Here is a 25,455-nt window from a genome sequence, read left to right as displayed (position 1 = left end):
GGCGGCGGGCCTCGCCGCTCCGTCACGCATCCGAAGCACGGTCGGCTGTTCGCCTTCCCGTGCGTCCGGTGCGATCGACCGCCGACCTGTCCGGGTGCTCGGCACCTCGCGTGGCCGGGCGTGCCTGACACCGACCGTCCCGGCCCGTCCCGGCCTGTCCGTCCCGCAGAGCCCCTCCCGGCTCGAAGCGGTGATGGGACCACGTCCGCCCCACCTGGTCACTCCGGCGGCTGCCTCCCGGTCGCGGGGGTGCTCCGGGCGGGTTTGCCTGGGAGGGGCAGGAGGGGGCTCGGGAAGCCGCGAGACAGGGAACCACATGACGATCACGACCGCACGTTCGACCATGACCATCGGCGACTTCCTGCTGCGCCGCCTGCGGGAGGCGGGCATCTCGCACCTGTTCGGAGTGGCCGGCGACTACAACCTCGAGTTCCTCCTGCAGATGGAGGACCGCGACGAGTTCACGTGGGTCGGCAACTGCAACGAGCTGAACGCCGCCTACGCGGCCGACGGGTACGCGCGGCTCAAGGGCATCTCGGGGCTCGTGGTGACCCACGGCGTCGGCGCCTGGAGCGCCATCAACGGTGTCGCCGGCGCCTACAGCGAGCGCGTTCCCGTCGTCTGCGTCTGCGGGTCGCTTCCGCTGAAGGCGCTGGACCGGAAGCTGCTGATGCACCACACCTCGGGCGACACCGACCACGACGACGTCATGCGCGGCTACGCCCAGGTCACGGCGGCACAGACCAGGCTGACGCCGCGGAACGCCGTGACGGAGATCGACCGGCTCATCCTCACCGCCTGGCAGCGCAAGCTCCCCGTCTACCTGGAACTGCCCTCCGACATCGCCTACCTGGACGTCGAGGTCCCGCCGGAGCCGCTGGAGCTCGCCATGCCACCGAGCGATCCCGAACGGCTGAGCACGTGCGCCGACGCGATCGTCGCCCGGCTCACCAACGCGCGCTCGCCCGTGATCCTCGTCGACATCGACGCGGACCGCTTCGACGTGACCGGCGAACTGCTGGAACTGGTAGGCAGGATGCGGCTGCCGATCGCCGCCGTCAACACTGTCAAGGGGCTCATCGACGAGACCAGCCCGTACTTCCTCGGCCTCTACGCGGGAGCGGGCAGTAAGCCCGAGATCCGCGAGACGGTGGAGAACAGCGACTGCCTGCTGGCGATCGGCGTACGGCGCGTGGACACGACGTCCGGGGGGTTCAGCGACGCGCTCCCCGCCGGACGGATCGACGCCCGCGGTGACGCCGTGGACATCGGCCCGGACAACTACCAGGCCGTCTACCTCAAGGAACTGCTCCGCCGGGTCGCCGACAAGGCCCCGGCCAGGACCTCGGGATACTTCCGGCGGGCCGGGACGCCGCAGGAGGCGAGCGCGGTCGTGATGTCCGATCCGCTCACCCAGGCGGCGTACTGGAGCATGGTCCAGGACTTCATCCGCGAGGGCGACGTGCTGATCGCCGAGGACGGCACCTCCGAGGCGGGCTGCTGGGGGCTGCGGCTGCCGCCGAAGTGCTCCATCGTCACCCAGGCCGTCTGGGGCTCGATCGGCTACAGCGTGGGATCGGTCCTCGGCACGCTCCTCGCCGCGCCGAAGCGGCGGCACCTGCTCTTCGTGGGCGACGGGTCCTTCCAGCTCACGGCGCAGGAGGTGTCGACGATCCTCCGGCACGACCTCAAGCCCGTCATCTTTCTGATCAACAACGGCGGTTACACCGTCGAGCGCGCCATCTGCGGCAAGCAGGGGCACTTCAACGACATCGCCAACTGGGCCTACGCCGAACTGCCGAAGGTCCTGCACCCGGGAACGACCGCCCGGACGTTCGTCGTGAAGACGCCGGCCGAACTCAAGGAGGCGCTGGCCGCCCCGCACGACAGCATGATCTTCATCGAGGCGGTCATGGACAAGTACGACGCCCCGCAGCTCGTCATCGACTCCGGTCACGGTATGGCGGAGGTCGACTACGGCCCCCGCGGCCCGCAGCACCGGCCCGGCGTCCAGCTCTGACGGGAGACAACCCATGCGGCCCCGTGCGTCCCTGTCCTTGCTCGCCGCCGGTCTGGTGTTCATCACGGCGGCCGCCACCGGCGGTGCCGGCACGTCCTGGGCCGTGCAGTCGGTCAGACCCGCGGCGCCGCCGTCCGCGGACCCGCCGCACTCACCCGCGGCGTCCCCCGCCGGTACCGGCCGACCGCTGCAGGACCCTCCGCAGCTGGTGAGCCATGACGGCGTCCTCAAGGCGCGGATCACCGTCTCCAGGCGGAAGGTGGCCGTGGGGGACAGCGAGCTGTTCGCCCTCACCTACAACGGCTCCTACATGCCGCCCACCCTCCGCATCCGTCCGGGCGACCGGGTGGAGCTGGACATGGTCAACGAGTGGACCGAGGACACCAACCTCCACGTCCACGGGCTCCATGTCTCACCCGAGAGCCCGTCCGACGACATCTTCATCGAGATCAAACCCGGTGGGACCTTCCACTACTCGTACCGGATCCCTCACGACATCACTCCGGGGACCTACTGGTACCACTCCCACGCCGACATGCGTTCCGCCTCGCAGGTGGCCGGCGGCGAGTCGGGCATCATCATCGTCGACGGGCTGAGGGAATACCTGCCCCACCCCCTGAAGGACATCACCGAGCGCGTCATCGCGCTCAAGGACGACCAGACCGAGGGTGACTCCGTCAAGATCGAGAACCTGAGCATCGGCGCGCCCACCAACCGCACGATCAACGGTCAGCAGAAACCCGTCATCAGCATCGGGCCGGGCGAGACCCAACTGTGGCGGCTGGCCAACATCGGCGCCAACATCTACTACGAGCTGCACCTGCCGGGCCGGCAGTTCCATGTGATCGCCCAGGACGGCTACCCCGTCGAGCACGTCTACTCCGCGGACTCCCTGGTCGTCCCGGCCGGTGCCCGCTTCGACGTGCTGGTGCAGGGCGGGTCGCCCGGCCAGGCCCCGCTGCAGACGCTGGCCTACGACACCGGGCCCGCCGGGAACCAGTTCCCCCAGGTGGATCTGGCGACCGTGGTCACGGAGGGCAGTCCGGTGCAGCCGGAGCGGCTGCCCGACCGCTTCGCACCGAACGAGGACCTCAGCGGTGCCGTCGTCGCCGCCCGCCACGACATCGTCTACACGGAGAACGCGGCAGGCACCGAGTTCTACATCAACGGCCAGAAGTTCGACCCGAACAGGGTGGACATCACCTCCGGGCTGAACACCGTCGAGGAGTGGACCGTCGTCAACAACACCGGCGAAGATCACTCCTTCCACGTCCACACCAACCAGTTCCAGCTGATGAGCGTCAACGGCCGGCCCACCGGGAGCGGGCACCGGTGGTACGACACCATCAACGTCCCGGCCGGGGGAAACGCCGTGCTGCGCATCCGCTTCGCCGACTTCACCGGCAGGACCGTGCTGCACTGCCACATCCTCAACCACGAGGACAACGGCATGATGGCGGTTCTGGACATCGTCCCCGGCAGTGCGACGGAACGGCAGCGGTAGGGTCCGGCGGCCGAAAACCGCAGACCGTCGGCTCACCGCGGCCGGATCGCCCCGGGCTCGGCTCACGCCGGCCCCGTCGGCCACGGGCTGTGCGCCGCCACCCGCGCGCGCAGCCCGCGCATCGCCCTGGCGGAGGCGATGCCCACCGCCCCGCAGACCAGCCCGTCCCGCACGCAGACGGTGGCGAACCGCCGCTCCGCGAGGCTGCCGTCGACCACCTCGAACCGCTCGGCGCCGCCCGGCCTGCCGAAGGCCTGGACCCGCAGGCCGTACTGGTCGGTCCACAGGTACGGGACCGGCTCGTAGGCCTGCCGGGCGCCGTCCGGACCGGCCAGCAGGTTCCGGGCGGCGTACAGCGCCTGCTCGCTGGCGTTGGTGCGCTGTTCGAGGCGCCGGTGACGGCCGGTGCGCGGGTCGGGCCAGGAGGCGGCGTCACCGGCCGCCCAGACGCCGGGGCCGGCGGCGCAGTAGGCGTCGCAGACCACGCCGTCGTCCAGCAGGACGCCGCTGCCGGCCAGCCACTCGGTGGCCGGCTCGGATCCGACGGCCATCAGCACGGCGTCGGCGGCCAGTTGGGATCCGTCCGCCAGCCGCACGCCGGAGGCCCGGCCGTGCCGTTCGGTGACCGCGGCGGCCACGCCCCGGCGGATCCGTACCCCGTGCTCGCGGTGCAGGCCTGCCAGCAGCGCGGCCGTCTCTCTGCCCAGTACCCCGGCCAGTGGTGTGGCGGTGGAGACCAGCCAGGTCACCTCGGCGCCGAGTTCGACGGCGGTGGCCGCGGCCTCGGCCCCGAGCAGCCCGCCGCCGACCACCAGCAGCCGTACGCCCGCGCGTAGTTCCTCGCGCAGGGCGAGGGCGTCCGCGAGGGTGCGCAGCACGTGGGCCCCGGCCAGCGGCGCTTCGGCGCCGGGCAGCCGACGCGGGCGGACCCCGGTGGCCAGGATGACGGCCTCGCAGCGCACCCGACCGCCGTCGGCCAGCCGCACGGTCCGGTCCCGGCGGTCCAGGCGCTCGGCCCGCACCCCCAGGCGCAGATCGACGGCGAGCTGGTGCAGCGCCTCCGGGCCGCGCAGCACCAGGCGGTCCGGCTGCCACTTCCCGCTGAGCAGGTGCTTGGAGAGCGGCGGCCGGTCGTAGGGCGGCTCGTCCTCGGCCCCGATCAGGGTGAGGCGGCCGTCGTAGCCGGCCCGGCGCAGCGCCTCGGCGGCGTGCAGCCCGGCCGCGCCGGCCCCGACGACGGCCACCTCCCGCAGAGCGGTCACAGCTGTTCCAGCCGGATCGCCGCGGCCGGGCAGACCGCGGCGGCGTCCCGGACGGCCTGGTGGAAGTCGGTGGGCGGCTCGGCATCGAGCAGGACGACGATGCCGTCCTCGTCCCGCTGGTCGAAGACCTCGGGGGCGGCGAGCACGCAGTGTCCGGCGCCGCAGCACTTTTCCTGGTCGATGTGGACGAGCATGGCTTTCCCTTCGGAACATGAATGGTTCGGACCTCGTGGAGGGCGAACCGTGGTGGGGTGGATCTCGTAGGTGCGAACGGTGGTGCCGGGCTGGTCCCGCCGACGTGTGCGACCGGCCCGGGGTGACCGGCCCGGGGCGGCGGGGCGGTGGGGCGGTGGGGCAGGGTGGCGGCCGGTCAGCAGGGTCGGCCGCGGTGATGCCGCGTCACCAGGCGAGCGGCAGCTCGTGGACGCCGTAGATGAGCATGTCGCCCCGGAACCGGATCTCCTCGAACGGTACGGCCAGGCGCAGTTCGGGCAGTCGGCGCAGGATGGTGTTCAGTGCGATCTGCAGTTCCAGCCGGGCCAGCGGCTGTCCCAGGCACTGGTGGACGCCGAAGCCGAAGGCCAGGTGCAGGCGCGAGTCGCGGGAGAGGTCGAGCTCGTCGCCGCCCGGGAACCGCCGCTCGTCCCGGTTCGCGGTGCTGATCATGCAGATCACGCCCTCGCCCGCCCGGATCCGGACGCCGCCGACGGTGACGTCCTCGGTGGCGACCCGGGTCAGGCCGGAGTGCACGATGGTCAGGTAGCGCAGCAGTTCCTCGACCGCGCCGGTGACCGACTCCGGGTGCTCGCGCAGGCGGGCGAGCTGGTCGGGGTTCCGCAGCAGGGCCAGGACGGAGAGCGCGGTCATGTTCGCCGTGGTCTCGTGCCCGGCGACCAGCAGCAGCCGGCCCATGGCGCCGATCTCCTCGGTGCTCAGCTCGCCGCGGGCCACCAGCCGGCTGAGGATGCCGTCGTCGGGCTCGGTGCGCTTGGAGTCGGTGAGTTTGGTCAGGTAGTCGGCCAGGTTCTTCTGGGCGATCCGCACCTCCTCGGCCGAGGAGTCGTGGCGCAGCAGGACCCGGCTGCACTCCTGGAAGAAGCCGTGGTCCTGGTAGGGGACGCCGAGCAGCAGGCAGATGACCAGAGAGGGCAGCGGCAGTGCGAATCCGCGGACCAGGTCGCCGGAGGAGCGGTCGGCGGTCATCTCGTCGAGGAGCTCGTCGGCGATGCGCTGGACCTCGGGACGCAGCGCCTCGACCTTCTTGATCATGAATTCGCTGGTGAGCATCCGGCGCAGCTGGGCGTGCTCCGGGTCGTCCATCCGGATGAGGGTCCGCTGACCCGTGCTCAACTGGCGGGCTCCGGCGCTGATGAACGGGAAGCCGGGCCGGTCGGCGTCCGAGCTGAAGCGGGCGTCGCTGAGCACCGCCTTGATGTCGTCGTGGCGGGTGACCAGCCAGCTGGGGGCGCCGTCCCAGAGCGCGATCCGGCTGATCGGTTCCTCCTGCCGGGCCTGCTGGTAGGCCGACGGCGGGTCGAACGGGCAGCCGCCACGGGCGGCGGGGTGGGTGAACCGGGGGGTTTGAGCGGTGGTGGCCATCATGGGCTCCCTTCTCGGAGCGGGATCTGCCGGTGGCGCCGAGCGGATGGGCCTGCGGTGCCGTGGAGTAGCGCCCAGGACCATTACATGCCCTAAGCAACTAACTCACCGTCACGCTAACTCGCGTTCCGTGGCGGCGAAAGAGCCCATCCGGTGACGGCCGAATCTGTCCGAAAACCGGGCGGGGGCCGACACGGGAGCCACGCCCCGAACGGGGTCGCTACAGTTCCCCCATGCCGGACGCGACAGACAATCCGACCGCCACCTCTGAGCTGGAGGCGGTGCTGGCCTCGCTGGCCTACCTGCTGACTCGTTCGCAGGAGCACGAGCGCCAGATGGCGCGGGCCGGCATCAAGGCGGCGCGTTCGGACGTCTACCTGCTGCGCGCGCTCGCCGAGGCCGAGGAGGCCAGCCGGGTGGGCGACCTGGCCGCCCGGCTGATGGTCAAGCCCTCCCACGTCACCCGGCAGATCGACCGGCTGCAGAGCCAGCAACTGGTGGAACGCACCCCGGACACGCTGGACCGCCGAGCCCGCCAGGTGGCGCTCACGGCCGAAGGGCGGGCGATGCTCAACCGTCTGAAACAGGCCAACATCGCCAGCCTGACCGGCGCGCTGGACGGTATTCCGGCGCCGGACGTCGCCGCCACGGTCAGCGTGCTGTGCCACCTGGTGGACCGGTACGTGCGGCAGGTCCGGATCACGATGCTGTCCGAGGACGCCACGCCCCCGAGCCGGGCGGCCGGGAGCGTCGACACCGCCGGTGCCGCCGGGAACGCCGACTCGGGCCCGCCCCGCCGCACCTGACACGGCCGCCCCGCCGGCGGTCCCGGACGGGGGAGCGGGCGTTGCGGGCGTGCGCGGGAAAGGCGGGTGCTGCCGCGCTCACCCGCCGGCCGCGCTCTGCGGTCCGGGCCGGCTTCTTCGGCGACGGCGCCACCAACTACGACCAGTGGCGGTCGCCGCCGGACGGCGAGGGGCGGCGGCGCTGCCTCTGACCGCCGGCCGGCGGTGCCGGGAGAGGGGTCGCGCTCCCTCCCGGCGCGGCGGGCGGCGGGTTCACGGCCAGGGTGCGTCGGAGAATATATCCAGCGACGCGTACTCCGCCGTGATGCTGAGGCCGGCGTTCAGCCCTCCGGCGATCAGCCGGGGGACGGGGGGCTGGGCCGGGTCGGCGCCGGGCCGCTGGCTTGCGAACTGGGCTTGCATCCACGACTTCTGATCCTCCGTCGCCTGACCCTTGAGGGCGATGTCCAGGGTCTCCGTCAGATCCGCCGCCGACGCGTCGTCGGCCTGCCCCCGGGAGAGGGCGAGGATCATGCGCGGGTTGCCCTCGTGGTCGGCGCGTATCTCGATGGCGAGGGTGTGGCCGTCGGGGAGCTTCTTGAGCGCCTGGTAGCAGACGTGGTCGGGCAGGGTGCCGGGGACGCCCTCGATCTGCTGGGTGATGAAGTCGAGGCCCCAGTGGTCCTTGAACCGCTGGAGCAGGTCGGTGTCCTTGACCGAGGTGATCGCAGCGCTTCGCCAGCCGGGCGGCTGCAGCCCGTCCGTGGCCGGTGCGCTGGGCACGGGCTTCCCGCCCTTGGCCGGGCTCGCCGTCCTCGTGGCGCTGGCGATCGCGGCCGTTGTGGTGATCGTCCACCGCGACCGGGTCGAGACCGAGGAGCGCCGGGTACGGGCGGCGGCCGGGGCGGAGGCGAGTGCCCGGACGTACGCGGCCAGGCTCGCCCCGGCCTTCGAATCCGGGCCGCAGACCGTCGATTCGCTGGAGGCGCTCGCCAAGGGCACGGCGGTGCACGTCGTCACCGCGGCCAGGAAGGAAGTCTCCGTCCAGGTCGGTGTGATGGCGGACGTGCTGTACCCGGGCGGGTGGAGCTCCGCCGAGGAGACGGTCTGCCTGCTGGCCGAGCTCTCACGCAACGGCGGCCCGGTCACGGCGCAGGTGTCCGTCGTCCCGACCCGCGCCGAGACCTTCAGCGTGGGCTGAACCCGCCGCTGCCGGGGGCCTCCGCGTCCGTCTCCCTCACCCGGCGGCGTGCCCGGGCGATGTGCTTGCGGGTCGCCGCCCGCGGGCCTCGTCGTCGCCGGCGTTTCCGAACCGGGTGTGCCAGGCAGTCACACACGAGGGTGACCGGGCCGGGCTCCGCGGCCGCGACTGCGAGAAACCGCGGAAGCAGGGCCTCCTGGATCGCTCGTTGGCGTAGACGCCCTCCGAGCTACCAGGAGGCCCTGCTTCCATACCGCTACCGACCGCGATCACCCGATCGAGACTTCCGTTCGATCGGCAGGCCCCTTGATCGGTACGACAACGGCTACTTGTACAGGAACCCTTACACGCCCGGGCCCTTCACCGCTCGCCCGAGGTCGTGGGTGTGCGGTTACTGGTACTGCGTGGTGACGCTGGCGCCGGTGAAGTCCTGCTGGGCGGCGAGGCTGAAGTAGACCCAGCCGGACGGCGGGTTGTTGATGGTCAGGGTCTCGTTGTTGCCGGCGTTGGTGGACTTCGCCTGGTAGCTGCTGGTGGTGGCCCAGCTGCTGCCGCCGTAGTACAGGTCGGCGTTGCCGGTGCCGCCGCTGCTGGTGATGGTCAGCTGCTTGACGCCGGCCGGCAGGTACAGGAAGTGGAAGCTGTAGTTGCCGGTGGTGGCCGCGAGGTTGTCGCGGCGGCAGTTCTTGTCGAACTGGCGCGGGTCGGCGATGGTGCAGAGCGGTGCGGCCGGGGCCGGGGCCTCCGGCAGGGGGCCGCACTCGTTGGTCGCGCAGGTGGTCTTCAGCCAGGTGGCGAAGCCGGCGTCGTAGCTGGTGCCGATGGTCTGCTTCAGGAAGGTGCGGGCACCGTTCCAGTCGCCGGCGCGGTACTTGGTGAGCACGGTCTCGATGTCCGCGCGGTGCTCCTGGAGCATGTAGCGGACCGCCAGCCAGCCCCACCGGTAGACCCGGTTCGAGTTGACGTCGGCGTCAGCCTCCTGGCCGTAGACGGTGTCGAACAGCTCGCTGAGCTTGTAGGTGTTCTTACTGGCCTCGTTGATCGCGGCGGTGTTGCGCTCGTTGCGGTAGCCGTACGAGATGTTCTCGGCGATGCCCTCGACCCACCAGATGGTCGGGGTCACCATGCCGGCGTCGAAGTCGCCGTACATGTTGTAGCGGCCGTCGAGGTAGTGGGTGTACTCGTGGTTGAGGTTCCAGATCTGGAAGTCGGGGCGCAGCCAGCTGGCCTCGTGGGCGATGAAGCGGGCCTGGTTGCCGGGCTTGGCCGGGTCGCCCTCCTCGTACATGCCGCCGTTGTCCACGTCGATGTCGTAGAAGGCCCAGGCGTACAGCGCGTACTGGGTGTAGTCGTCGAAGACGACGACCTCCAGGTTGGTGTTCACGTCACCGGGGATCGCGCCCTTGTCGCCGATCACCTTGTGGAAGTAGGCGTCCTGGTTGATCAGGCTGGTGCAGGTGGTGGCCAGCTGCCCGGGGGACATGTCCTGGGCGCGGATCTTCAGCCCCGGGTTGCAGGTCTGCTGGATCGGCAGGACCACGGGGAGCAGACGGTCGTTCAGGTCGCAGATGGCGTAGGCCGCGCAGTTGCCCTTGTCGAACTGGCGGGTGGCCCAGCCCAGGTTCATGGTGATCGGGGCGGTGGGGCCGACGTTCGGGTAGCGGTTGATCAGGTCCTTGAGCAGGGGCCGCAGCCGGTCCTTGAGCTCGGGGACGTCGAGGGCGTAACCGAGGTAGCGGCCGATGTTGCTGACGATGTCCAGGCGGTTCAGCTGGGAGTCGTTGCGGGTGATGAAGCCGGCCCAGGTGTCGAGGATGCCGGGATCGGCCTTGAGGGCGGCCTTCCAGCCCTGGCTGTCGGTCTTGGAGTCGAAGCCGTCCTTGATGACCCACTCGAAGTGGTCCAGGGAGAGGGTCATCAACTGGGGCCAGGTGCCGTTGTAGTTGGCGAGCACCCACTTGGCGACGCCGGCGTACCGGCCGAGCGTGTGGGTCTGGCCGATCACCGTGACGACCTCGTTGAGGGTCTCGCCGTTGGCGTCGGTGACGTCCTTGCTGTGCGGGGCGGCGAAGAAGGCGTCCAGCGCGCCGCGGGCCGCGGTGTCCAGGGTGGCGCCGTAGCTGCCGACCTCGTTCGGGCGGGTCTCCTGCACGTAGTAGCCGGCGCGCAGGAACATCACCAGCTGCCCGATGGACGTGCTGTTGTCGCCCGGGTAGGTGGCGGAGGTGTCGCGCAGCGCGTTGGCGACGGTCACCATCTGGGACTCGCTGAAGGCCTTCCCGGCGTCGGCGCCGGTGAGGTTGAACAGCGGGTAGGCGCAGGGGACGTTCGGCAGTGCCTTGAGCTGCTGGACCAACGCGCTGCCCGTGGCGTTGATCACTCCGGACAGGTTCGGACAGGGCTCCCCGGCGGTGGCCGAGAACTGCTTGGCCGCCTTGGCGGGCTCGCTGACCTGGGCGCCCGGCGCGGTGGCCTCCTCGGCGTGGTCCTGGGCGAAGAGCTTGAAGGGGCTGTTGTTCCTGGCGTCGGGTGACTTGGGGACCGGGATCGACCGCGGCGCCTGCGCGGCGGGTCCGGCGGCGTTCGCGCCGGCCGGGGCCGTGGCGCCGACGGGGGCGGCCTGGCTCTGCGGCGTGAACAGGCCGAGCGCGATGAAGAAGGCCGCGCCGAGCGCGGGGAGTCTACGCGCATTGACCTTTGATATCCGGGAGGGACGCGTCATCTGTGGGGGCCTCCGGGGCCGTTGTGACCGCGTGTTGGGGACGCGGCCTCTCGATGTGTGACATGTAAAATGGCACATGTCGCATAGCGTCGGGAAGGCCCAGGGCGGGATTGCCGTCCGCCGCAACCGAAACGTTGTCAGACCGGGCGGCTCCGGACCTGCTCCTGCCGAGACTCCACCGGCGCCACCGCGTCCCGCTTGAACTCCCCCGAGTGCCTCGCAGCACTCATGAGGACATCCTCTCCGCGGACCCGAAGATCCGCTTCTCGGAAGTGTCCACAAACAGGGGTGAAGCCCGGGCCTGCGCCTGACCCCTCGTCACGGGGCGGTGGTGCCCGCCGGGCCGGCCGACAACAGTCGTGCCGCTGCCCCGCGCGCGGTGCGGGCGGCGTCGGTGTCACCGAGACCGACCCGGGCGCATACGGCTCCATCGGCGAGCATGAGTACCAAGGCGGCGGCACCCTCAGGTGCGTCCGTTCCCGCGGCGGCGGCGAGGCCGGTGAGGTAGCGGAGGATCTCCCGCTTGTGGTCCCGGATGGCGACCCGCACGGGGTGGTCGGGGTCGGGGTACTCGGCGGCGACGTTCACCAGGTCGTTGCCTCGGTAGGCGGGATCGGCGAACTCCTCGCCGAGCAGGTCGAGGATGGCGAGGAGCCGGTCGGCCGGCGCCTCGCGGCTCTCGGCGAGCGCGCGCAGCCGCGCGCACCACGCGTCGTTGCGCCGGCGCAAGACCGCCGCCACCAACTCGTCCTTCGACCGGAAGTGCTGGTAGAGCGTCGACTTGGCGACCTCTGCCGCACGCCAGATCTCGTTGATCCCCACCGCACGCACTCCGCAGCGGGTGAACAGATCGGCAGCGGCCTCGACGATCCTGGCACGTGTCGTTTCAGGAGTGGTCATCGGTTGCCTCCGACGGGCGCGGGAATGGGTACAGCTCGACTGCTGTTCGGATCGAACAGACTAGTCGGTTCGATGAGGAGGGCACATGTTCACGATCGACGTGTTCAGCGATCTGATCTGCCCCTGGTGCTACATCGGCGGACGCCGCTTGAAGCGGGCGGTCGACATCGTCGAAGGACGCACCGGCGCCGAGTTCCGGATCCACCACCGCGCGTTCGAGCTGAACCCGACCATGCCCCTGGCAGGGATGGACCGGCGCGCCTACCGGAGCGCGAAGTTCGGCAGCTGGGAACGGTCGCGGCAACTCGACCAGGGCACCGTCCTGGCCGGCCGCAGCGAAGGCACCGCCTTCGACTACGAGAAGATCACCAGGACACCGAACACCCGGGCCGGACACCGCCTGATCGCCCTGGCGCAGCGAGAGGCAGGGCTGGGTGCCGTGATGGCGGACCGGTTGTTCGCCGCCTACTTCGCCGAGGGACGGGACATCGGCGACCCGGCCGTGCTGGCCCGGCTGGGCGAAGACGACGGCCTCGCCGTCGGCGTGGCGCAGCGCCTGGACGACCCGGCACTGGAGAGGGCCGTGCGTGCGGACGAGGAAATCGCCGAGCAGCTGGGGTTGCGAGGCGTGCCGCTGTTCATCCTGGGCGAGCGTGCGATCAACGGCGCGGTCGAGATCGAGCGACTCATCGAAGCCCTGGAACGGCGGGCGACCAGGCCACAGGCCGGAGCCGTGTGCGATGAGGGGGCGTGCTCGCAGTGACCGCGACGCCCGACATCACGTCGGTCGGTATCGAGGGCGGGTCGCTCGCAGGCCTGTTCCACGCGGTCGCGCTCACGGAGCTCGGCCTGGACGTCGACGTCTGGGAACGCTCCACGGGCCGCCCCGACGACCGCGGCGCCGGCATCGTGCTGCAACCGGGCGTCGCCTGGTTGCTGCGCGGGTTCTGCGGCGTCGACCCCGACCGCGTCAGCGTCCCCGTCACCCACAGACAGTTCTTCACCGGGGACGGGAACGTCCGGATCGTGCCCATGCGGCAGCAGATGATCTCCTGGGGAACGATCTACAAGGCCCTACGGGACACGCTGCCCGCCGAGCGCTACCACGACGGGCAGCCGGTGACCGCCCTCGTGCCCGGCCCCGCAGGGGCCACCGTCCACGTCGGCGAGGCGGCACGGGCGGTCGACCTGGCGATCATCGCGGACGGATCCGCCTCCCGGCATCGTGGACTCGTCGCACCGGACGGTGCGCCGCGCTACGCCGGCTACGTCGCCTACCGCGGTGTCATCGACGAAGCCGACCTCCCCCAGGAGCTGGTGACGCGCTTCGGCGACCGGTTCAGCTTCTGGGACGGGGAGCGCGGCCAGTTCCTGTGCTACTTCATCCCGGGTGACTTCGGCACGACCGCAACGGGCCACCGCCGGATGAACTGGGTCTGGTACACACGGGCGGACCCGCCCGAACTCGCACGCATCACCACCGACCGAAACGGCACCCGCCACGGACTGTCACTGCCGCCGGGACTGCTCGCACCCCAGGTCCGCACGGACCTCCTGGCCCGCGCACGCTCGACACTGCCACAGCCCCTGCGCCAGCTGGTGGAACACACCACGGAGCCCTTCCTGCAGGCGATCCTCGACGCACGCGCCACCAGGATGCGCAACCACCGGATCCTGCTGACCGGGGACGCCGCCTTCGTGGTCCGGCCCCACACCGCCGCCAGTACGGAGAAAGCCGCCGCCGAGGCCATCACCCTCCTCCACGCCCTGCAGCAGGCGCCGTCCGCGGACACCGCCCTGCAGGCATGGGAACGGCTCCGCCTCGCAGAGGGAACCGCCATCCACAGCCAGGGAGTCAGCCTCGGGCACAGGCTGGGCCTCAGCGACTCGGAGACAACCGCGGGCACCGACGATCGGACCTGGTGGGGTGCGGAGCGGCGCAGTTGACCGCGCACCGGTAGGTAGCCGGTACCGGCCCTTGCCCGGGCGGGTTTCCAGGGACGGAAGACGCAGTACTCCTGAACCGTGCCAGGGTGTTTTCGACAGGGTGAACGGTGAACGGGAGCCACTCGGGCAGGGGGAGTGGGAGCCACGATGCTCCGAGCCCGAGTGGCGCGGCGTGGCGAGCGCCGTCATCGGTGACTCGCCCCACCGCGCGCACCCGGCCCGCATGCCGTTCCCCGGCCACGGCCGGTGCGCGCGTTCCCCGACGAGCAACGGCCGGCCGGTGACACCCGAAGGGGCGGATGCGTCAGCGGGTGGCGAGGTCAGCGGGTGGCGAGCACCATCCGGAAACGGGCGGCGCCCGAGAGCATCTTCTGGTACGCCGCAGCGGCCTGGTCCAGCGGCACGACCTCGACCGTCGGGCGGATGCCGTGCAGAGCGCTGAACGCCATGGTGTCCTGCACATCCTGCGCGGTGCCGGACGGATGGCCGCGCACGATCTTGCCGCTCATGAGCAGCTGGACCGGGCTGATTCCCAGCGGGTCGGGGTCCGCGCCGATCACCACCAGCTCGCCCCGGTGTGACAGCCCGTCCACGGTCGCGGTGATGGCGCTGGAGTTGGCAGCGGTGGCCAGGACGACTTTGGCGCCACCGAGGGACTGCAGCGCGTCGGCGACGGTGGTGTCCGCCGTGCTGTCGATGTAGTGGTGAGCGCCGAGCCGCTTGGCGAAGTCGGCCTTGTCGGCTCCGCGGGCGATGGCCACGGTCTCGAAACCCATCGCGGCCGCGTACTGCACCCCCAGGTGGCCGAGGCCGCCGATGCCGAGGACGGCGACCAGGTCGCCCGGCCGGGCGGAGCTGCGCCGCAGCCCGTTGTACGTGGTCACCCCCGCGCACGCCATGGGCGCCGCATCGGTCGCCGCCAGCGCGTCGGGGATCCGAGCCAGGGCATCGACCGGTGCGATCACCGTCTCGGCGAAGCCCCCGTCGTATGCCCATCCGGGGACCTTGAGGTTCTCGCACACGATGAAGTCGCCCTGTCTGCAGGGTGTGCAGTGGTGGCAGCTGCCGCCGAACCAGCCAACGGCCACTCGGTCGCCGACCTTCCAGTCGGGGTGGTGTCTCAGTTCGCCCAGCGCCTCGATGCGCCCGGCGATCTCATGGCCGGGTACCAGCGGAAATCGGACGCCAGGTAACCCGGCCTCCACGAAAAGGACGTCGCTGTGGCAGATCCCGCAGGCATCCACGGCAACCCGTACGTGGCCGGGGCCCGGCTCCGGTACCTCGCGCTCAACGATCTCGAATGGCCCGCCGGCGGTGGCGACCTGTGCAACTCGGTATGTACTCATCTGGCTCTCTCCCGGAAGAGCGCGACGGCCCCCTCAATCCAGCAGATCAGCTTCGACCCGATCGCGCGCGCCGAAAAGGGAACGGGCGCGAGCGAGCCCACCGCCATGCCCGACGGGTTGACCTGCGGGTGGAGTGGGCCGGCGAGCACGACGCGGGTCCGATCTCCTTGAGGCGTCCCATTCCCCGGAGGCCACTCACCTCATCGCGTCGGCAGTTTCAGGCGCCCCGCCGCCGGAGGAGTGAGTAGGCGCCACGTATCACTCAGAAGGATCAACCGCAAGTCAATTCTCGTGTCTTGTAAATAATATGACTATCTGTCAGTTCTCCAAATCCTTGCTCTGCCACCCGTTCGGCCCCCCAGTGGCGACCCTTCCATATGCCCGATATGACCGCCGTCCGTACGTTCAAATCACGCGTCGGCGGCTCAACCGGCCGCTCAAGGACCAGGAGAAGTTCCATGCAGATCACCCGCACCACCGTCATCACCGCGGCCGTAAGCTCCGCCGCGGCCCTGGCCGTGACCGGCCTCACTTACGCCTCGGGCGCCCCCCAGTCGACGACCCAGGCGGCCCCGGCCGTCCAGCAGGCGGCCCCGGCCGTCCAGCAGGCAGTCCCGGCTGTCCAGCAGGCAGTCCCGGCCGTCCAGCGGGAGGCCGCTCCCGCACAGGCGTCCTTCGTCGACGAGGGGAAGAGCGGCGAGGGCAGGGGCGGCGAGGGGAAGGGCGGCGAGGGCAGGGGCGGGGAAGGCAGGGGCGGCGAGGGCAGGGGCGGGGAAGGCAGGGGTGGGGAAGGCAGGGGTGGCGAGGGCAGGGGGCACCGGGGGCACCGTGAGGAGGGCCGGATCCACATCAACGAGCGGACGTACTCCGCTCGCTGGGACGGCTGCATCACTGTGGTCAGTGGCCTGGGTGCCAGGAGCCTGAACATCCGCAACGAAAGCCACAGGACCGTCGAGGTCTTCCGCGGGGCGGTCTGTGACGGAGGCGCTCCCATCGCCACCGTTGGGCCCCGCAGCTCCAACGACGGTGTGGACCCGCGTTGCGCCGAGGGCGTCTTCGTCGAGAACGGAGTGGTGGCCAGCTTCCGGGTCGTCCGGGGCCACGAGGGCGGCCGCGAGCGTGGCCGCGAGGGCGGCTACGAGGGCGGCTACGAAGGCGGCTACGAGGACTACTGATCCAGGCTTTCTTCAGAAGGCCTGAATCGCAGCCCTCGGATTCCCCGATGGGTCGGGAACTCGCTCGGTCCAGACCTTTCTCCGTGAGCGGCAAGAGCCTGGTCCAGCGTCGCGATACGGTGGTCTGAATCCTCGTGACCGTCCACTTCGTCGGAGTCGGCCCGGGCGCCGCCGACCCGTGAGGCCGAAACATCGCCGGAGAGCTGGATCACGCCGCGATCGGCGTTGTGCTGCCTCCCGGACGCCCTCGCCCGGCTCGTGCCGGGCGGGGCCTCCGGGAGGCCCGCACCTTCCAGGGGTGTCGTCGCAGAACTACCCCCGGCGACCGGTCCGGCCCCTCAAGATCAACTCGACGAACAGTGGGAGCAGCCGACTGACTCAAGGCGGCCCGGTCGCCCCACCACATCAGACGGTTTGGTCGTAGGCGACTGTGACGGGGGCGTGGTCGGACCAGCGTTCAGCGTGCGTACTGGCGCGCTCGACGTGGGCCTCGACCGCCTTGGCGGCGAGGCCGGGGGCGGCGACCCGCAGGTCAGTGCACCGGCATCGACATGTAGACCGCACGCCGCCCGTAGGACGCGGGGACGGCCACCTCCCGGTGCGCGCGGTAGCCGATGAGCCGCAGCAGGATGTCCGCCCCGCGCACCGCGACCATCGAGATCCGCTCGAAGCCCAGCTCCTCCGCCCGCGCCCGGAAGTACCGCATGAACCCCAGCGCGACGTCCCGGCCGCGCAGGTCCTCGGCGATCACCAGGTCGTGCACGTGCAGGTTGCCCGACTCGAACACGGCGTCCTCCGCCTGGGCGAGGTCCGGGCAGCGCAGCGGCGGGTACGGCAGGCTCAGCAGGTAGCCGCGGACCGTGCCGCGTTGCTCCAGCACGAAGCAGGTCTCCGGCGAGCCGAGGGCGCGGGACTGCAGTGCCTCCCGGCCCTCCGACAGGCCGTCGGCCGCGTAGGCGTCGTGTTCCAGCGCGACCACGGCGTCCCAGTCGTTGTCGGTCAGCTGCCGTATCAGGATGTCCTCGTTCACCCGGCCGCCCCGTCCACGCCGGGGCGGAGTCCCTCGGCGCGGGCGGCGGCCGCCATCCCCGCCCAGGCGTCGATCAGCACCGCCCAGCGCTCGGCGTCCTCCTGGGCCTCGTCCAGGAGTTGCTGCCGCTGTCCGGCCACCACGTCCGCGAGCTCGGCGTACTTGCCGCCCAGCTTGCGGTAGGAGCGGTCCAGGACGTCCAGGCAGTGCTCGTTTCCGGCCCGGTCCCAGTCGACGCTGCCCCGCACCAGGTCGAGGATCGGCTCGACCTTCAGCCCGTGCCGCTCGTCCAGCAGCCCGCGGCCGAGGTCGATCATTCCGCCGTAGACCGGGTAGAGGTACAGCATCGAGAGCAGGAACTTGACGAACCGCATCTGGTAGGAGATGAAGCCGGCGCCGATGCGGCGCTCGGGCGTGTAGTAGTTGACGATGTGGCGGTTGTGGACGACGCCGGGCAGCCGGGCGTGGACCATGGCGTGCAGCAGGGCGTAGTCGCAGCCGATGGTCTCGATCGAGGGCAGCAGCGGCAGCACCTCGTAGGCCCGGTGGTCCAGGGCGATATTGCACATGTAGACGTCCCAGATGTCGGGCACGCCGAGGACGGATTCGTCGGTGCTGAACGGCTCGGAGCCGGTTCCCTTGAAGGAGACGTCCACCATCGCGTCCCTCTCCTCCTCCGACCACACCGGCGGGGTCCACAGGCGCACCAAGTCGCGGTAGACGGCCGGGTCCATCTCGTGGATCTCGCCTATGTCCACGTTGAGTTCGCCGATGAAGGAGCCGCTGACCAGCATCACCGGCTTGTCCGCGTCGGCCGGGTCGAGCTCGGAGCGGGACACGCCGGCCACCGCGTCGCCGGCCGGCCGGCCGATCGAGAGCAGCTCGTGGTGGATCGGGAAGATCTTCTGACCGTCGACGACCTGGAAGTCGGCGTCGTCGTTGCGCAGGTGCGCCGAGGTGCACCCCAGGGCGGCCGCGCCCAGGAAGAGCCGGTTGACGCAGGAACCGTACGCGACGGCCTGCGGGAGCATCAGGTCGAGCAGCAGCTCGGGGTCGGCGGCGCCGGAGCGCTCGGCCACCCGGCGCAGGAACTCCCGCTGCTGCGCCTCGCCGAGGTGGTGGACGAACACGCCGGGAGTGGGGGCCAGTGAGGCCACGGCGTCCGCGTTCTTCGCGAATTCGGCGGCGTCGGTGGTGTCGAGGACGAGGAGGTGCACCTCGACCCCGAAGTTCGCGACGGCGTAGGCCGCCTCCTCGGCGAGGTCCACGATGGTGCCGGGGCAGGAACGCATGGTGGGCAGGGCGAGGCAGACTCGTTGCATGGTGTGGGATTCTCCGTCTGATCGTCAGATTCGTTACAGCAGTTGCTAGTTGAGTGCAGGATGGCGCACTGGACGGCGGCTCTGGCCGGCCCGTCGTGCCACCATGGACCAGGCCGCTTGTGATGTCAGAGATCCACAGCGGGGCCCGGCAGGGGTGGAATGCGCCCCCTCCGCACGATCGGCCGCAGACTCTTCCACCCTCGCCGAGGTCGGGGCAGGCCGCCTCCGCCAGAGGTCCCCGGGCCTGGATCGGGTGGGCGCATTCTTCGGCGTCGGCCTGGGCCTCGTCGGGCAGGCGCTCCCGCGGCGGCGCCGGATGGCCGGCGAACCCGGCGTACTTGCCGCCCGGTTTGCGGTAGACGCGTCGAGGGCGTCGAGTCGGCGGACGTTCCGCGCCCGGTCGCCGCCGATGCCCGTCGTCTCGCCGTAGACGGGGTGGAAGTAGAGCATCGAGAACGGGAGCCTCGTCAACCGCACCTGGTGGGCGATGAAGCCGCTACCTGAACAGCGCCTCGGCGTGCAGTAGTTGACGATAGGTCGATTGTGCGCGACGCCGGTCAGGGCGGCATCGAGGACGACGTACGGGAGGAAGTGGTCGCTGCCGACGGTCTCGGTGGCCGGTGGCGGCGGCACGCGCTCGTACACGTTCGGTGCGGGGAGAAGCTCGCCGACGGTCTTGGCGTGGTCGGTGAAGGTGGTGTCGTCCGAGGAGTCCAGGGGCAGGAGGCGGACCTCCACGCCGAAGTTCCCCGCCGCGTATACGGCCTCCTTGCCCATGGCCGCGATCGAGGCGGGACGGGCCCGGCTGGTCGGCAGGGCCAAGCAGGTTCTGCGCATGCGGGCGTCTCCAATCGATCGTCAGATCCATGTGCCCGTCCGGGGACCAAGGCACGGCAATGCCACATGGCTCACTCAAGGCCGCGGTGAAGTAGTTGAGTCAAGGGAGTCGATGAGTCCCGAGCGGTGTCAGTGCCGGGTCGCGCGGCTCCGCCGGACTCATGTGGACGACCTTGCTTCACCAAGGTGGACTAGACCAACTTTGGTGTCAACGGGATGCTTTCAGGGATCGGGCGGCGCACGCCGACACTGCCCGATCGGGCAAGCGCCCCTGCCCTCGCACGGACTTCGGCAGGGCTCGCCGGGCGGGGTCCGAGGATGCGGTCCGCGCATCGGTGGTGCGCGGCGACCGAGGGCAATGCGCGGATCGGCTCGCGTGCAGGGGGGGCTACAGCTCCCGCAAGATCCGCACCTACCTGCGGTGACTCGGGCACAGGGTAGGACGCAGCACCCCATCAGCGCCCGTGGAGAGCGTCAGTCACGACCGTTCATGATCGCGGTTCCGGTGACGCTCCGTGGCTCCGGCACGGAAAATGATCCAGAACCCGTTCTGAGCCGTTGCCGACAGACGTCTGCAGCGTAGAAATCGGATCGTTCCGATCACGGCCGGGCGAGCTGTCCCGATACCTGATGAGGAGGCGGTGCGCTTGGGGTTATTCCCGGTCGAGCGCGCCGATGGCGTGCGCCGCGTGGTCGATCTGCCGCTGCTCCGCCTGAAGAACTCCGTGGCGTGCGGCGGCGGTCAGGCGTCGACGTACGTATCGGGTCATCGCGTCGCTGTCACGTCCTACGCGGACGACGGTGGCCGTGTCCGCTACGGCGCCCAGAGCGTCCAGGAGATACCGGTCGTCGGGCTGCGACGGGTCAGGGCCTTCATGCGGTGACCGGCGGGTCCCCACGATGACGCGGGTCATCGGCAGTGCGGCGAGCCGGCGCAGGATCCGGTCTGCTGTCGCCAGAGGTGAGTACGCTTCGTCGAGGGCGTCCACCAGCAGCGTGAACGGCTGGCCGCGTCCGCGCATGCCGTTGATCAACCAGTCGCTCTGAACGTTCAGTTCCTCACTGGCGGGCGGGGTCTCAAGTCCGGCCGCTCGGGCGATCCGTGCCACCAGGTCCCGAGGAGTGGCGCCGGTGAGGTGGACAACGGCGTGGAACGGGTCGCACGGCTGGGGCGAGGCGGCCGGGAGCGGGGTCAGCTGGCCGGCCGCTTCAAGGACTCGCCGCAGTTCGGGCTGGGTGTGTACGAGAATGTGTCCGAGCAGTGCGGACTTGCCCGAGCCCGCTGCTCCGGTGATCACGAGCAGGCCCCTGTGCACAGTGTCGAGCCAGGTAAGAATCTGGTGGCGTTCTTCTTGCCGACCCTCGAAGTACCAGGTTTGTTCGCCGAGTTCGGCACCGCTGGCTTTGGGGACGAAGTGGCGTCGTTCGTCGTCGGAAAGCTTGTCCAGGACGGTTTCGATCTCGGCCAGCTGGTCCAGCGACGTCTGAGTGAGCACGGGCACTCTGCGGTGGAGCATGGCACGGCCCGGAACGGTTTTCACCTCCACCGGACATCCGTCGAGATTCCGGCGGAGCTCTGTGGCAAGGTGCCACAGGTCGATGCTGTCGTCGGCACGGAAGGTCACGGTGAGGACCGTGGACAGGACCTTGCGGAACGTACCCAGGTTCGCGGTACCTTGCCCGGACGTGGCCACCAGCAGGAAGTTGCGCGCGCCGGCGGGGTCCCGGTTCACGTCCGCACTCATCAGCTCGACGAATCGGGCGGATTTGCAGGCGTCGATGATGACGATCGCCCATCCGTCTTTCCCTTACGATGCGCCTCGCGGGCGGTCAGGTAGCTCACCAGCTGTTGCGGGGTGATGCCGCTCGTGGCGAGGGGGCGGGGGCTGAGGGCATGAGCGAGCAGTGCCCTTTGGTCCCCGTCGCTCTCCCCGTGCCCGGTCCAGTACAGGATGGTGTCCCCGGCGTTCTGCGGCTCGGACCACTCCCGCAGCCGCCCGTCGACCGCGTCCAAGCCCCGGTCGATCTCCTCGACTTCCCAGTCACGGGTCTCGGCGCCGAACGGTGCGAGCAGTTCAGCGATGCCGGCGACCTCGGTCTTGGTGTCGAGCGGGGGGTGATCGCGGTACTGGCCGATGGCGACCGGGAAGAATTGCAGCGGTCTTTCGGCGTTCCCGCCGATGGCGGCATTCATGCTGCGGTGTTCCACGGTGCGCGTCAGCTGTCGTCCGGCTCGGCCGCCAGGACGAGCTGGGTGACCGGGGCATTGCCTCCGCTCTCGACCCGCAGCCGGTACAGCCCCGGCGCGGGCAGGGTCACCCGAGCGCCGATCGTATCGTCCTGCCAGCCGAAACGGGGCGTGGCAATCCGCCGGTCGGTCTCGGCGTCGTGGACGCTACAGGTGACGCCCGCGTGCGTGTCCGTACCCGTCAGCCGCACGTTCCAGCCGGCCCCGGCTTCTACGGCATCCGGCACATCGAGACCGATCTGACTCTCGCCCATGGGCGGACCGAGAGGCTCGTCCGGAGAGGTGATCACATTCCGCACGTGACGGATGACGTCACTGTCCCTGGACATCGGACCGTGCTGCAGCGGGAGATGGGTGACCGCGGGGCCGCCGAGGGAACCGGAGTCGCGATACACGGTCCCGTCCCCCGCTAGGTCAACGCGTTGCGGCACACCAACGGCGTCACGAACCAGTTGACCGTCGGAGTGCGTCCGGAAAGTAACGTACTGCGCGTGGACCACCCCCTCCTTCAACCTCATGCTCTGCACGGTCGGCTGAGCCACTCCGACGACGGCCCGGTGACCGGGCAGCGAGCGTCCGTTGAGGCGCATCCACTGCTGGAACTCCTGTGACCGGGCGGCGAGCTCCCTGTCGCCGCCGAGTGCCTCGATATCGCTCGGGGTGAGGCGGCGTACCTCCCGGCTGTCGTCGACGCACCGGAAGCCCGGGAGCAGGTCATGTATACCGGGCAGCGTGGTTGCCAGTGCCTGCATGCGGCGTCGGAGAAGCGCGCCAGGCCCCCGCGCGGCGCGACCGCCTTTGCCGCGGTGACCGTTGAGTATCACGGCAGCTTTGACCGCGCCGTGGAAGGGAGTGCCGAGGGTGATGACCGCGCGGGTGTCCGGTTCAAGATCAGGGGTGTGAGTCAACGCAGCACGGGTCACCAGGCCGCCCATGGAGTGAGCGACGAAGACCAGCTGGGCCGGGCGTTCGTCGGCCCGAAGCCGCCGGATCCGGTCGTGGGCCGGATGCGCACGCCATGCGCTGAGGTGGCGGCGGGCGGCCTCGGCGAGGAGCGCCGCGTTGACGCCGACCGGCAGTCTCCAGTCGTAGGCGAACGCCAGTACCGCCTTGGGATGTGCGACGACCTCACCCACACCGCGCACCAGATCGGTATACGGCTCGAAACCCTGCAGAAACGGTGCCCAACCAACCCGCTCCAGCAGCCCAGTAGCCCGCACCCGGCCGAACCGGCCGTCCTGTTCGTCGGGCGTGAGGTGCAGGGGGAGCATCCCATCGGGTCCTAGCCAGGTATCCGCCATTGACTTGACGCCCAAGCCCCAAATCCGAGCACCTGTCACCGTGTCCTGCAGCGTGCTGCCCATGATCCCGGGAACCACGATCACGGCATCCTGGCTCGTGTCGCGGCCGACGGGCGGAACCGCCGCCCACAGCTCGTCGGATGCGCTGTGGGAGCCGGGTGGCAACTGTCGCGTCATGCCCCAAGACAATAGCCAACCATGCAAGGGAAGTTGGTGAGTTGCGCCGGTTGCCCATCGCTGTATCGGCGCAACCGACTCCCTGCTGGGGCTGCGGCGAACGAGGCCCGATAGAAGGCGCCGGCCAGCACGGTGTTGTGGTCGCGTACTCGGCTCACTGGCCTGGGCGCGCGGCTTGGGCGGGACCGAGTGCTTGGCCGGGTTGTGGCGCATCTGCCAGGAGCGGACCGCGGCGTTCAGCGCGTTGCGCGGGGTGGCCACGACCCGGTAGACGGTGACGCGCCCCGGCTGGTTTTCTGCTGGACGGTGACCCAGTCGTCGATCTGCCTCGGGCGCAGGTCCAGGAGTCGGCAGCGGCCGAAGGCCGGGATCAGGTCCCGCTCGACACAGTCCTCGTACCTGGCACAGGCGTTCGGCGCGAGCACCTTCTTCTTCGCCGCCAGCCACTCCCGCAGGCAACTCGTCACGGGGGTACGACTGACTTCATACACCCCGCGGCTCACCATCGACGAGGTCGACCGGGGAAGACATGTTCAAGACGGCACGCCGCTTTCAGAGCACGCTTCGCGGGTGGTGAGTAGGCGGCCTCGATCAGCCTGCGGCGATCTGGGCGGCCAGAGGCCTGCGGCCCCGGCTGTGGTCGCCGACTGTGGTCGCCGACTGCAACGGATGCTGACGGGCCGCCGGATTGCCGCTGCGCGCGTCGGTCCCGGCCGGGCTGCTGATCAAGGACGGGCAGCCCGGCTTCCTGATTGTGGTCAGGACTTGAGGTCGTAGGCCACGGTGACGGGGGCGTGGTCGGACCAGCGTTCGGCGTGCGTGTCGGCGCGCTCGACGTAGGCCTCGACCGCCTTGGCGGCGAGGCCGGGGGTGGCGACCTGGAGGTCGATGGGCCAGCGGAACGACACCTTTTCGAAAAAGGTCCACCCGTTCGAGTGCAGCTTGTTCGAGGGTGCCTGCTGGCCTTGGAGGTAGGGGGAGGCCCATGGGCATCATGACGGTTTCGGCGCCGGTTCGGGCGGTGGTTGGTTCGCGTATCGGTTGTGCGCGGATTGTCACCACCGCATAACAGTCGGCGATGGTCAAGGAGCGGCACAGGATCGGGCCCACCGGCCGGGACCGCGCGGCGAAACCCCGGACGGACATCGCTCCGTGTGAGAGGTTCGCCCGTTCGGCTCAGCGAGGATGACGGCCAGGAGACGGCGCCCGGAGACCTTCCTAACGTTGGACCCCGGGAGGCTGCATCCCCCGCGGAGCCCGGCCGAGGACCTCTCGCCCGTCGGCCACCGCTCACGCCGAACCCGGCAGTCGACTTCCACCGTGACCACGCAGGGTCCGGGTCGAAGGAGATGAAGGACATGAACACCACGCGCACCGCCCGCACGCCCGCGACACCCGCACTGAACGGGTGCCGGACATCACGCCGCCGCCTTCGGGCACGGATCGGGCTCGCCGCGACCGCCACGGCCCTGTCGCTGCTGCCGATCGCCCCGTCCACCGCCAGCGCGGCACCCCACCTCCCGCTCACACAGATCGTGCGGGAGGCCAAGGTGAAGGCGCAGCAGGAGCACCCCGGCTCGCAGTTCTACGACGCGGACGCCGTCCTGCTGACACCCACGACCAACCCCAATGACGTCCAGGCCTGGTGGATCCGCTTCCGGGCCAAGGGCTCGGAGCCGTCCTTCCAGTACAAGTACTCGACCACCGGTCAGTACCAGAGCACGCAGCCGTGGAGCGTCCCGATCGGGATCCAGGCCATCTCCCCGTTCACCATGACGGAGGTCCAGGCCCACGATCTGGCCGTCAAGGCCGGGCACACCGGCGCGTTCAAGCCCCTGTACCTCAATGAGCCGGTCGTGCAGAACCCGCATCCCACCTACTACTTCTGCATTCCCAGCGAGGGCAGGACGGTGGCGGTGGACACCGTGACGGGCCACGTCACCACGCCGTGGTCGTGCTAGTGACCACGGTGTGAGCCCTGTTCGGTGGCCGTCACCCAGCGGGGGTGACGGCCATCGGCGGCCGGCAAGGGCCGCCGGCCTGGAGCGCGAAGGGCCGCCGCCGCACGGACCGGCCAGA

At 70.2% G+C, this 25,455-nt stretch carries 23 protein-coding genes and 2 pseudogenes; 9 read left to right on the top strand and 16 right to left on the bottom strand.

What is annotated here, in order from left to right:
- Positions 1–316: 316 nt before the first annotated feature.
- Positions 317–2,020 carry an alpha-keto acid decarboxylase family protein gene (locus ACIP82_RS26570; RefSeq protein ID WP_400656846.1) on the top strand — a complete coding sequence of 568 codons (1,704 nt, stop codon included), beginning with the start codon at positions 317–319 and terminating at the stop codon, positions 2,018–2,020.
- 13 nt (positions 2,021–2,033) lie between these two features.
- Positions 2,034–3,524 (top strand): multicopper oxidase family protein, encoded by a 1,491-nt coding sequence (locus tag ACIP82_RS26565; RefSeq protein ID WP_400656844.1) that lies wholly within the window; start codon positions 2,034–2,036, stop codon positions 3,522–3,524.
- 62 nt (positions 3,525–3,586) lie between these two features.
- Here ACIP82_RS26565 and ACIP82_RS26560 read toward each other — a convergent pair whose 3' ends face one another.
- The 3 genes from ACIP82_RS26560 to ACIP82_RS26550 all read right to left on the bottom strand — a co-directional run bounded on the left by ACIP82_RS26560 (position 3,587) and on the right by ACIP82_RS26550 (position 6,385).
- A complete protein-coding gene (locus ACIP82_RS26560; protein WP_400656842.1) occupies positions 3,587–4,786 on the bottom strand; it encodes an NAD(P)/FAD-dependent oxidoreductase in 1,200 nt (399 codons plus the stop codon).
- Complete coding sequence (locus ACIP82_RS26555; RefSeq protein WP_400656840.1) at positions 4,783–4,980, bottom strand: ferredoxin; 198 nt, start codon at positions 4,978–4,980, stop codon at positions 4,783–4,785. The genes ACIP82_RS26560 and ACIP82_RS26555 overlap by 4 nt, the downstream gene beginning before the upstream one ends.
- A gap of 205 nt (positions 4,981–5,185) precedes the next feature.
- Complete coding sequence (locus ACIP82_RS26550) at positions 5,186–6,385, bottom strand: cytochrome P450 (RefSeq protein ID WP_400656838.1); 1,200 nt, start codon at positions 6,383–6,385, stop codon at positions 5,186–5,188.
- A 233-nt stretch (positions 6,386–6,618) separates the two neighbouring features.
- Between ACIP82_RS26550 and ACIP82_RS26545 the strand changes: the two genes are divergently transcribed.
- Both ACIP82_RS26545 and ACIP82_RS26540 read left to right on the top strand, forming a co-directional pair.
- Complete coding sequence (locus ACIP82_RS26545; protein ID WP_400656836.1) at positions 6,619–7,191, top strand: MarR family winged helix-turn-helix transcriptional regulator; 573 nt, start codon at positions 6,619–6,621, stop codon at positions 7,189–7,191.
- A 41-nt stretch (positions 7,192–7,232) separates the two neighbouring features.
- A complete protein-coding gene (locus tag ACIP82_RS26540; protein WP_400656833.1) occupies positions 7,233–7,382 on the top strand; it encodes a hypothetical protein in 150 nt (49 codons plus the stop codon).
- Between the two features lie 61 nt (positions 7,383–7,443).
- Here ACIP82_RS26540 and ACIP82_RS26535 read toward each other — a convergent pair whose 3' ends face one another.
- Positions 7,444–7,953 (bottom strand): hypothetical protein, encoded by a 510-nt coding sequence (locus tag ACIP82_RS26535; RefSeq protein ID WP_400656831.1) that lies wholly within the window; start codon positions 7,951–7,953, stop codon positions 7,444–7,446.
- Between ACIP82_RS26535 and ACIP82_RS26530 the strand changes: the two genes are divergently transcribed.
- Entirely contained in the window at positions 7,934–8,371 is a 438-nt protein-coding gene (locus tag ACIP82_RS26530) for a hypothetical protein (protein ID WP_400656829.1), read from the top strand. The genes ACIP82_RS26535 and ACIP82_RS26530 overlap by 20 nt on opposite strands.
- Positions 8,372–8,762: 391 nt before the next feature.
- Here ACIP82_RS26530 and ACIP82_RS26525 read toward each other — a convergent pair whose 3' ends face one another.
- Both ACIP82_RS26525 and ACIP82_RS26520 read right to left on the bottom strand, forming a co-directional pair.
- The gene (locus ACIP82_RS26525) at positions 8,763–11,093 is read right to left on the bottom strand and encodes a collagenase (RefSeq protein ID WP_400656827.1); all 2,331 of its coding nucleotides are present in this window, start codon (positions 11,091–11,093) and stop codon (positions 8,763–8,765) included.
- 318 nt (positions 11,094–11,411) lie between these two features.
- Complete coding sequence (locus ACIP82_RS26520) at positions 11,412–11,993, bottom strand: TetR/AcrR family transcriptional regulator (RefSeq protein WP_400656825.1); 582 nt, start codon at positions 11,991–11,993, stop codon at positions 11,412–11,414.
- Between the two features lie 85 nt (positions 11,994–12,078).
- Between ACIP82_RS26520 and ACIP82_RS26515 the strand changes: the two genes are divergently transcribed.
- On the top strand, positions 12,079–12,756 hold the full coding sequence (locus ACIP82_RS26515) for a DsbA family oxidoreductase (protein WP_363611838.1): 678 nt from the start codon (positions 12,079–12,081) through the stop codon (positions 12,754–12,756).
- Entirely contained in the window at positions 12,744–13,940 is a 1,197-nt protein-coding gene (locus tag ACIP82_RS26510) for a hypothetical protein (RefSeq protein ID WP_400656822.1), read from the top strand. The genes ACIP82_RS26515 and ACIP82_RS26510 overlap by 13 nt, the downstream gene beginning before the upstream one ends.
- A gap of 320 nt (positions 13,941–14,260) precedes the next feature.
- On the opposite strand, the gene ACIP82_RS26505 is transcribed toward ACIP82_RS26510, so the two are convergent.
- The gene (locus ACIP82_RS26505) at positions 14,261–15,286 is read right to left on the bottom strand and encodes an alcohol dehydrogenase (RefSeq protein ID WP_400656820.1); all 1,026 of its coding nucleotides are present in this window, start codon (positions 15,284–15,286) and stop codon (positions 14,261–14,263) included.
- A gap of 458 nt (positions 15,287–15,744) precedes the next feature.
- Between ACIP82_RS26505 and ACIP82_RS26500 the strand changes: the two genes are divergently transcribed.
- Positions 15,745–16,461, top strand: a complete 717-nt coding sequence (locus ACIP82_RS26500; RefSeq protein ID WP_400656818.1) for a hypothetical protein — start codon at positions 15,745–15,747, stop codon at positions 16,459–16,461.
- Positions 16,462–16,866: 405 nt separating this feature from the next.
- On the opposite strand, the pseudogene ACIP82_RS26495 reads toward ACIP82_RS26500, so the two are convergent.
- The 9 genes and pseudogenes from ACIP82_RS26495 to ACIP82_RS26455 form a co-directional block, all read right to left on the bottom strand.
- Positions 16,867–16,995, bottom strand: a pseudogene (locus ACIP82_RS26495) (exodeoxyribonuclease III); the annotation flags it as partial.
- Positions 16,994–17,491: a GNAT family N-acetyltransferase gene (locus tag ACIP82_RS26490; protein WP_400656816.1), complete on the bottom strand. Its 498-nt coding sequence runs from the start codon at positions 17,489–17,491 to the stop codon at positions 16,994–16,996. The gene ACIP82_RS26490 and the pseudogene ACIP82_RS26495, both read right to left, overlap by 2 nt.
- On the bottom strand, positions 17,488–18,813 hold the full coding sequence (locus ACIP82_RS26485; RefSeq protein ID WP_363611826.1) for a DUF6271 family protein: 1,326 nt from the start codon (positions 18,811–18,813) through the stop codon (positions 17,488–17,490). The genes ACIP82_RS26490 and ACIP82_RS26485 overlap by 4 nt, the downstream gene beginning before the upstream one ends.
- Before the next feature lie 45 nt (positions 18,814–18,858).
- Entirely contained in the window at positions 18,859–19,590 is a 732-nt protein-coding gene (locus tag ACIP82_RS26480; protein ID WP_400656814.1) for a DUF6271 family protein, read from the bottom strand.
- Positions 19,591–20,303: 713 nt separating this feature from the next.
- Positions 20,304–21,395: an ATP-binding protein gene (locus tag ACIP82_RS26475; RefSeq protein ID WP_400656812.1), complete on the bottom strand. Its 1,092-nt coding sequence runs from the start codon at positions 21,393–21,395 to the stop codon at positions 20,304–20,306.
- A complete protein-coding gene (locus tag ACIP82_RS26470) occupies positions 21,395–21,844 on the bottom strand; it encodes a hypothetical protein (RefSeq protein ID WP_400656810.1) in 450 nt (149 codons plus the stop codon). The genes ACIP82_RS26475 and ACIP82_RS26470 overlap by 1 nt, the downstream gene beginning before the upstream one ends.
- 23 nt (positions 21,845–21,867) lie before the next feature.
- The gene (locus tag ACIP82_RS26465) at positions 21,868–23,376 is read right to left on the bottom strand and encodes a hypothetical protein (protein ID WP_400656808.1); all 1,509 of its coding nucleotides are present in this window, start codon (positions 23,374–23,376) and stop codon (positions 21,868–21,870) included.
- Positions 23,377–23,612: 236 nt separating this feature from the next.
- Positions 23,613–23,843 (bottom strand): hypothetical protein, encoded by a 231-nt coding sequence (locus tag ACIP82_RS26460; protein WP_400656806.1) that lies wholly within the window; start codon positions 23,841–23,843, stop codon positions 23,613–23,615.
- A 291-nt stretch (positions 23,844–24,134) separates the two neighbouring features.
- Positions 24,135–24,272 (bottom strand): annotated as a pseudogene (locus tag ACIP82_RS26455) (exodeoxyribonuclease III); the annotation flags it as partial.
- Between the two features lie 462 nt (positions 24,273–24,734).
- Here ACIP82_RS26455 and ACIP82_RS26450 point away from each other — a divergent pair.
- A complete protein-coding gene (locus ACIP82_RS26450; RefSeq protein WP_400656804.1) occupies positions 24,735–25,337 on the top strand; it encodes a hypothetical protein in 603 nt (200 codons plus the stop codon).
- Positions 25,338–25,455 lie beyond the last annotated feature (118 nt).

The sequence above is a fragment of the Kitasatospora sp. NPDC088548 genome, assembly GCF_044753005.1.
Taxonomy (GTDB): domain Bacteria; phylum Actinomycetota; class Actinomycetes; order Streptomycetales; family Streptomycetaceae; genus Kitasatospora.
The sequence above is the reverse complement of the archived record's forward strand: the minus strand, read 5'-3'. Positions and strand labels throughout refer to the sequence as shown.

Bases quoted from the DNA above. Each gene is read 5' to 3' on its own strand.
- ACIP82_RS26570 (WP_400656846.1), top strand. From the start codon at position 317: ATGACGATCACGACCGCACGTTCGACCATGACCATCGGCGACTTCCTG.
- ACIP82_RS26565 (WP_400656844.1), top strand. From the start codon at position 2,034: ATGCGGCCCCGTGCGTCCCTGTCCTTGCTCGCCGCCGGTCTGGTGTTC.
- ACIP82_RS26555 (WP_400656840.1), bottom strand. From the start codon at position 4,980: ATGCTCGTCCACATCGACCAGGAAAAGTGCTGCGGCGCCGGACACTGC.
- ACIP82_RS26550 (WP_400656838.1), bottom strand. From the start codon at position 6,385: ATGGCCACCACCGCTCAAACCCCCCGGTTCACCCACCCCGCCGCCCGT.
- ACIP82_RS26545 (WP_400656836.1), top strand. From the start codon at position 6,619: ATGCCGGACGCGACAGACAATCCGACCGCCACCTCTGAGCTGGAGGCG.
- ACIP82_RS26525 (WP_400656827.1), bottom strand. From the start codon at position 11,093: ATGACGCGTCCCTCCCGGATATCAAAGGTCAATGCGCGTAGACTCCCC.
- ACIP82_RS26520 (WP_400656825.1), bottom strand. From the start codon at position 11,993: ATGACCACTCCTGAAACGACACGTGCCAGGATCGTCGAGGCCGCTGCC.
- ACIP82_RS26515 (WP_363611838.1), top strand. From the start codon at position 12,079: ATGTTCACGATCGACGTGTTCAGCGATCTGATCTGCCCCTGGTGCTAC.
- ACIP82_RS26505 (WP_400656820.1), bottom strand. From the start codon at position 15,286: ATGAGTACATACCGAGTTGCACAGGTCGCCACCGCCGGCGGGCCATTC.
- ACIP82_RS26500 (WP_400656818.1), top strand. From the start codon at position 15,745: ATGCAGATCACCCGCACCACCGTCATCACCGCGGCCGTAAGCTCCGCC.
- ACIP82_RS26485 (WP_363611826.1), bottom strand. From the start codon at position 18,813: ATGCAACGAGTCTGCCTCGCCCTGCCCACCATGCGTTCCTGCCCCGGC.
- ACIP82_RS26480 (WP_400656814.1), bottom strand. From the start codon at position 19,590: ATGGGCAAGGAGGCCGTATACGCGGCGGGGAACTTCGGCGTGGAGGTC.
- ACIP82_RS26475 (WP_400656812.1), bottom strand. From the start codon at position 21,395: ATGAGTGCGGACGTGAACCGGGACCCCGCCGGCGCGCGCAACTTCCTG.
- ACIP82_RS26470 (WP_400656810.1), bottom strand. From the start codon at position 21,844: ATGAATGCCGCCATCGGCGGGAACGCCGAAAGACCGCTGCAATTCTTC.
- ACIP82_RS26465 (WP_400656808.1), bottom strand. From the start codon at position 23,376: ATGACGCGACAGTTGCCACCCGGCTCCCACAGCGCATCCGACGAGCTG.
- ACIP82_RS26450 (WP_400656804.1), top strand. From the start codon at position 24,735: ATGAACACCACGCGCACCGCCCGCACGCCCGCGACACCCGCACTGAAC.